The sequence below is a fragment of the Exiguobacterium sp. s56 genome (assembly GCF_018618255.1).
In the GTDB taxonomy this organism is placed as follows: Bacteria; Bacillota; Bacilli; order Exiguobacteriales; family Exiguobacteriaceae; genus Exiguobacterium; species Exiguobacterium chiriqhucha.
Map to the genome: position 1 here is coordinate 1 of NZ_JACSLR010000029.1, position 7,436 is coordinate 7,436.

Here is a 7,436-nt window from a genome sequence, read left to right on the forward strand (position 1 = left end):
CCGACCCGTGTCGATAGTTTCCAAGAGTAACGTTTAAAAAAGGGATTTTTAATCCGTTATTAAGAGGGAATTTTAAACCGCTGTTGACAGTGACTGTATATTTGCTCCTCAGGAGCTCTACAACCTTTAGGACTACTTCTTTCTCAACTCTCTTTCGATCTCCATGAATTTTTTAAGATTTCGTTCTCCGTCTTCAGGTGGTATAGTTGACGCTCTCTCTTGTCATCCTCGCTGGCGGAATCAGGACCGAGTCCGTAGGTGTACTGCTTCCCGATTGGTTGGTCGAATCGATAGATTTCATTGGACCGATACCATCTCATCCATGTGTGAATCTGGGATTCATTTTTGATTCCGTGTTTCTCCATAATCTCTCTAGTCGTCAACTCACCACTTAGTTTGTCTCTCACCACTGCCCATTTCACTTCACTTGAATATACGTTTTTGCCCACGCAAAAACACCTCCGATGCTAGCACTTTTTAAAGTGTACCACTGCGAAGGTGTTTTTATATTGTCTCAAAAATTTAGGTTAGCCCAAGTCTCAAACATTATTTTTAGTTGTTTCTAACCATTGTATATTATTCTTAACAAAAGAAATCTTGAACTAGCTAGGACAACTTGCAGACATCAATCATAATAGTCTTTCCATAATATTATTACCAATTTCAATCCAATCAATTTTCATCTATTCAATATTAAAACTAAATTTAAGTTTTTCAGCATATCTAATTCCGTTTATGCATATGAAACTTTGCCGAAGACTAGCTCCCTCTCTCACACGAGTAAGTGAAATGAACAGTGAGTTGTATAGGATTCTAAATTCTTCAGAATCTTTATTATGTAGTCCGTTTCTCCAATCCATTTTCTCGATTGGACTTAGGACAAGAACAATATGAGAAGCTTCCCACCCTTTAAAACTAGAATAACTAGATATTTTCAAGTGGTTTTTTCCTGGTTGAAAAGATCTTTTCGCATAGCGTTTTCTCCCATGGTTCTTATGGTTAGTGAGGTCAAATGTATGAGAAGTTCTTACATTTAACTTGTCAAAGTGTTTGACCATACTGATTCCAACTTTATCTTCTATCGTCAAAATCGTAATATCCTCTAATGATATGCCATCTTGCTTCATATCATTAATAACCTTTATTACTTTATCAATCATCAGTTCATTCGGAATATTGTACCACTCGGTTTTTAAATCTGAAAAACTCAATTGATATGTAGGGTTTCGTTCTATAATCTCGTAATTTGTAATAGTCATTTGTCTACGTAATGATTCAACTACTTGAATAACCGGAGAACTTAACCGATGAGTATATTTCAAATTTCCAGGCTTTCCAGAGAAGCCAATATTTTTGATTTCTTCACTATCTTCAATCCATAATCCGGCATCTTCGTAGATTCTCTGGTCTTTGTCATACATGACTAACAACTCACTATTAGACGTTCTGAATTTCTTAAGAAAATGCACCCACTCTGCCCTGAAATCCTGCCCTTCATCGATTAAAATAACATCAAATAGATACTCATTTTCTATGCCGCCTATAATTTCTATCTTTTTTGATATTTCTTCAATAATACATCTCGTCGCTTCAGTAACTTCTCTATCCTTATAATATTCTCTTGTTGGAACTTCATACTCGCTGGCCAAATTCGCTAGAAATCCATGGAAATAGTTGTTATTCATATTTCTTTTTATTAGATAAGCATTATCCCCCACATATTGCGCTCGGCAAAGATCTCTAATGTAGTTTACAAGGGTTATATTGAAACACAGAAATAATACTTTTTTCCCGTCCCTTACTGCCATCGCTGCTTTTTCAGCCAGCACAAGTGTTTTTCCAGAACCAGCCACACCACTCCACCTGCGAATGCTACCTTCTTTAATTGTTATTAATTTCGTTTGCTCAGAATTTAATTGAATGCGTTCTTGACGCTCGAAATTATAATCACTGATGCTCAATAATTGACTCAATTCCTCCACTATGTTTGGCAATTGAACTTCGAATTTTGTACGTTTTACGATAAAAGCGTAAGGGACTGAAGTTTTTTTAATACTCCCGTTTTTAAAAAGCTCCATAGAATCTCGTCCCCACACCTTAGTCCGTCCTCTATCTTTTAAAAATAATAATGAAGGCTGTTCATTTGATTTATGAAAATATAGAAGTGTCTCAATCAATCCATACCCTTCGTCATTTTGAATTTTATTAACTGAAAGGAGTTCATTTTCAATCAGTGCTCTCTTATATCCTTCCACTTGCAAGACAGGGTTTTTTGAAATTTTTTTATTTGTGTCGGTAATTAAAAATCCAGGTTCTCTATAACATTCCAACGTCAAGTCCCAGTCCTTTACTTCAACTATCACTACTCCTTTTCTTGGATGAGATAATATAAAGTCTGGATGAATTCCATTTAGTATTGGTTGTACATAAACTGTCCAACCCTCTAACATCGGAGAATGCTTTATACATTCTAAAAAATAACGTTCTCCATCTGTTTTGGGATTCCGAGGATTTGGATCTTCGATAACTTTGACAGTAACTTTATTCATACCAACTCAATCCTCAAGTTTTTATTTTTGTAATAATCGAATTTCATTTTCCAATAAATCTATCTTTACTTGATAAGATTGTTCTAATATATCCATTCTTTCATTCATATCCTCCTCTAGACGTCTAACTTTCGTATGGAGGCTACTTACCAATTGTCTTAGCTTGGTTACTTCTTCAGAATTCGAAGTCGATGGACTGCTATAAGATGACGTGTTGAGGTTATTGAACAGTTGTAGTAGATTTTCATAGTGATTGTCTTGCTGTACTCGAAGCTTTTCAGAATTTGCTTGATTACCTTCACTTAGTATTTTTTCGATTCTATTTTCCAAAGCAGTCATATCTGTTTTTTTATTCGCTTGCATCGTCTTTTGAATCTGTTTTATATGATTTGATAGCTGTTGCTCAATCGTATTTTCAAGACGTAGAACAGCTTCAGCAGAATTAAAGTTCTTTATTTCTTGAAATTTATCCTGTGCATCTTTAGACAAATCAGAAAGACTCCTTATATCAATCGTTTCATCAATTGAAACAACTATTTCTTGGAAATTCTCCATAACTTGTGCAAAATTATCAATTGTATTTTCAAGTACTTTAGATTGTTCAGAAGTCTCTAAGAATCTTTCTAATAATAGATCCATCGCTTTGTTATCCGTTGTGATACTCATACTTTTAACCTCACTATTTTACTGGTTTTTTGACTTAATCTGACTATTTTTTTTGATGTGTCTAACAACTTGTTGAAGCGCATTTCTGTTGGTAATAGCATTAAATTAGCATACCTTGAAATCAATTCGGTTTCGCCCAACTCATTCAAAAGGACTAGAGGGTTTCCAACAAGGCTACGCAACTCCTCATTGATTAGCGATAAATTCTTTTCTTGGTCTATACTTAGTATTGCTTTCAGTAAAAATAATTCATCATTTGCACGCTTTAAATAAGGTATAGCGTGTTCATGTTCTTCGTGCGTAACTAGCGTTCTTCCACATACTAGATAATCCTTTGTTCTTTGACATTCTTCCTTAATGTTACAACGCGCTATTCCTCTACTCGCTTCCACCGATAGTACTGTATTTTGAATTAAACGATACGTAGCTATGGCTTGAGCAAAGTTTTCGTTAGTTTCCAACTGGATTGCACTCTTTAATAAATCACTTGAAGATGATTGTTTAGCAAGATCAAGTGCATCTTCATCAAATTCTGTCATAATCTCCATATGTTCAGATAGCCATCTTTCTAAATCATGAGACAGATTTTCTTCTACCATTCCTAAAACATCTCGCGCTCTCGTAATTGCTACATATACCATATTAAAATAGTAACGATAAAGTTCTGTATTTAATTTGAGCTTATAATCTTTTTTTAAGAATATATTTCTCCATTCTTCTATATAACTTGAAAATACGTTATAAGTGATTACATGTTTATTTTCAATACCTTTTGCTTCGGATACCGTCAGTACACGAGATTCCAAGTCGGGAAATTGAGTCAATAATTTTTCTTTGTTTTGTTCATTAACCACAATGACATATACATAGTCTTTATCCTTTATATGCTTAAAGAGATTATCCACTTCACCTTTAAAAAGATATGGAGGTTTAGTGGACCCACGCTGCGGCACTTCAATATAATCCCACTCGTGATTAGTAGAAAATACCTCTCTACGAAATTGAGAAAGTTCGTTTGCAAAGTTAACAATATCTTCACTCGATCGATAATTACAATCCAGGATTTTATTTTCAATCACATCGTTTCCACTGACAAATCGATAAAGACTTTGTATTCGGCCTACGTTAAAGTAAGTTGGATTAATTGTTTGATGCAAATCTCCACAAACAAACAGATTTTCAGTAGAGTCTATTTGTTGCAATAGAAAATAAAATTGAAGTTCCGTTAAGTCTTGAACTTCATCAATTAAAATATAATTAAATGGTGCCACGTTACTTTCTAATACCGCTCTAATTAAGGCACCTTCCTCAAAATAATCTGATTTATTTAGATGGGTTATATAGATATCAAATTTTTCAAATATGTTAATAGCTTTTTTTCTTTCCTCGAGTGTGAATATACTATCACGATTTTTTAATTGAAAATATTTCTCGGGATTTAGTGATGGTGTGTCAACTAGATTGGCATTCAGAGAAATAATCATTTGTTCTTTAAATTTATTCAAAAAAATTGGTTCATGTTGCAACCTCTTTTGGATATTCACAAATTCCGAACAGAGCATAAAAGTTTTTTCTTTCTCTGAAAAGCTTATTAACGACTCATTCTCTAGTTGTTTTAATAAATCATACCCCTCTTGAATGATTGGAATTTCTAATTCATATTGCCACCTTGTCCCAAGTGATCCTTGTAGAATCCCTCTTCGCTCTTTCCAGAGGGCAGGTAAGTCTAGTTTTGGTAAGTTCTTCTGTTTGATGTACCATTCTTTAAAAATTTCGAATGTGACAATTCTAGTTTTGTCACTATGTGTTTTTTCAATGTATTCTTCAACTGTATAAAAATTGACTCGTTTTTTTAATTCTTTTTCGCTGTGTAACGACATCTTGGTTGCTATTTTCATAAATAAAGCTTCAGTTTGTTGTTTTAGTTTAGATGAATAAGTAAAATGCGCAATTTTAGTAGATTCTCCATCCCTACTATTTAATAGTTGAAGGATTCGATAAATACTTAGCGTTGTTTTTCCGCTCCCGGCAGATCCGAAAATGAATTGTGTTTTTTGCTCACTTTGTACAATCTCTTTCTGTTTTTCATCTAAACAGTAAAATACAGCTTCGTCCCCAAAAATATCCAACAATTCTTTTGAATCTATTTCAAAATCCTTAATAAATGAGTGTGATGAAGACAAAGAATAATTTACTAAGTAACTCGGAAGATTTGGTTTTAAAATTTCAACGGGTAAAACTGTTACATTTAGGTGTGCTTCATTAGAAAAATCTTTCGCTTTAGCCACGCGAATTTGAGTATCATGCGTACAATATTCCAACAAAACTAAAGCATTTTGATTTTCTTCATGAGATTGTGAATATAAATCTTCAGAACGAGCGCATAGGATGCGATCTCCACCATTAACTCTAAATTTGTAAATAACTTTGTCTAGTGCTTGGATTTTTTTAAAATCAAGACCTGCAGGTAATTTGTTAAAGTTAAAATCTTTTTTATGTAGCGATTCGAGCAAATAGTTGATTCGTTTGTTTACTTCTTCTCTTTTTTCAATCGGAACGGTTTTATAAAATTTTTCTTCAATAAACAATTTCATATCGCTGACCCCTCAATTTAATTAACACTTTATTCACCATATCACTAATTCTATTACAAAAAAATACATTAAAAACAAAAAAAGGTATAAAGTCCTTAAAAGGATTTTATACCTTCAAATAGCTCTTAAACTTCCACTTTCACTTGCTCCGTCTCATTCTGCAAACTCTCCGCGACACGGACGAGCTCCGTCATCGCGCCGTTCACTTCACCGAGACTGGCCGCCTGTTGGCTTGCCGCTGACGTGACTTCTGTCGCGTAGCGTGACGCCTCTTCGACCATACCGACGATGCCGGCCGAGTTCGTGACGACCGAGTCGATCTGTCCGCGCGACTCATCCAAGAGCGCATCGACCGAATGGACGTGGCTGTACACTTCGTTCGCCGAGTTATGGATCGACGCAAACGCACCGCCCGCCTTCTCGACGAGACCGACGCCCGTCTCCACTTCCGCTTTCACGTTCGCCATCGATGACGACGTGTCCCCAACTAAACGTTTGACGTCGACAATCAAATCGGTGATCTCTTGCGTCGAGTTCGCCGTCTGTTCAGCGAGCTTCTTGACCTCGGCCGCTACGACCGCGAAACCGCGTCCATGTTCCCCGGCCCGGGCCGCTTCAATCGAGGCGTTCAAGGCGAGCAAGTTCGTCTGCGCCGAGATATCGCTGATGACGTCCGTGATGCGCGAAATTTCGCCTGTCATCTCTGTCAACTTGCTGTTGAGTGTCGATGATTGCTCGACCTTGCCGGCAATCGCATGCATCGCATCGACCGACGACGAGGCGAGGCCTTTGCCGCTCTCGGCCTCTTGTTGCATTTCACTTGCTGAATTTAAAGCCGAGCCCATCTCGTTGCGGATGTTTTCCATCGTACGAGCGACGGCACCGAGAAGATCCATCGAGCTGTACGTCGCGTTGACGTTGTCTTCGAGCATCTTGTTCAAGGCGTCCATCGCTTGACGGATATTCTCGCCGGCGATATTGCCTTCTTGGACCGCTGCCGCGATCTCTTGCGCCGAACCGGTGAGCTGGTCCGCCGTGTAACGCATATTCGTCCCTTGCTCCCGTAAGTGCCCGACCATGTTGTCCATTGAGAGAAGCAGACGGCCCATCTCTGAACGGTCTGTCGTCGTCTCGTCTGCGAACACGACCGTCAAGTCGCCATTGCCGACCTCGACCGCCTTGTCCGACGCCAATTCGATCGCCTTGAGCGGACGACGAGCGATCAAGTAGATGACGGCGCCGCCAATCCCTGAAATGAGCAACGCCACGGCCGTCCCGACGAGCATGACCTGACCTTTCGGCATCTCAAGCTCCGTGAGCAGCAAGAGCGTGATCCAGCCGACCGCTCCGCCCGTGATAAAGGATGTGACCAAAATCCAAGCGAGCAGTTGGGTCGTAAAGTTTTTGAATAGCTTCACTATGAGTTCCTCCTCTGTGTAATTCATCACCTACTATATCGTCCGAATCCCAGCTTTTGTATAGCGTTTTCAGTTGAAGTTTTGGTCAATGAAAAAACGCCCTCGTCACCGAGAGCGTCCTGGGCTAACCTAAATTTTTGAGACAATATAAAAACACCTTCGCAGTGGTACACTTTAAAAAAGTGCTAGCATCGGAGGTGTTTTTGCGT

The 7,436-nt window shown here is 37.9% G+C and carries 5 protein-coding genes; all 5 read right to left on the reverse strand.

Annotated elements, in window-relative coordinates; all coding sequences use genetic code 11:
- Positions 1–143: 143 nt before the first annotated feature.
- Positions 144–449 (reverse strand): helix-turn-helix domain-containing protein, encoded by a 306-nt coding sequence (locus KNP71_RS16080; RefSeq protein ID WP_353049165.1) that lies wholly within the window; start codon positions 447–449, stop codon positions 144–146.
- Between the two features lie 234 nt (positions 450–683).
- Positions 684–2,549: an NERD domain-containing protein gene (locus KNP71_RS15490; protein ID WP_214831040.1), complete on the reverse strand. Its 1,866-nt coding sequence runs from the start codon at positions 2,547–2,549 to the stop codon at positions 684–686.
- A 21-nt stretch (positions 2,550–2,570) separates the two neighbouring features.
- Positions 2,571–3,215 (reverse strand): hypothetical protein, encoded by a 645-nt coding sequence (locus KNP71_RS15495; protein WP_214831041.1) that lies wholly within the window; start codon positions 3,213–3,215, stop codon positions 2,571–2,573.
- Positions 3,212–5,809, reverse strand: coding sequence for a UvrD-helicase domain-containing protein (locus KNP71_RS15500; protein WP_214831043.1), 2,598 nt, complete (start codon positions 5,807–5,809; stop codon positions 3,212–3,214). The genes KNP71_RS15495 and KNP71_RS15500 overlap by 4 nt, the downstream gene beginning before the upstream one ends.
- 125 nt (positions 5,810–5,934) lie before the next feature.
- Positions 5,935–7,227 (reverse strand): methyl-accepting chemotaxis protein, encoded by a 1,293-nt coding sequence (locus KNP71_RS15505; protein ID WP_214831044.1) that lies wholly within the window; start codon positions 7,225–7,227, stop codon positions 5,935–5,937.
- Positions 7,228–7,436: the final 209 nt, after the last annotated feature.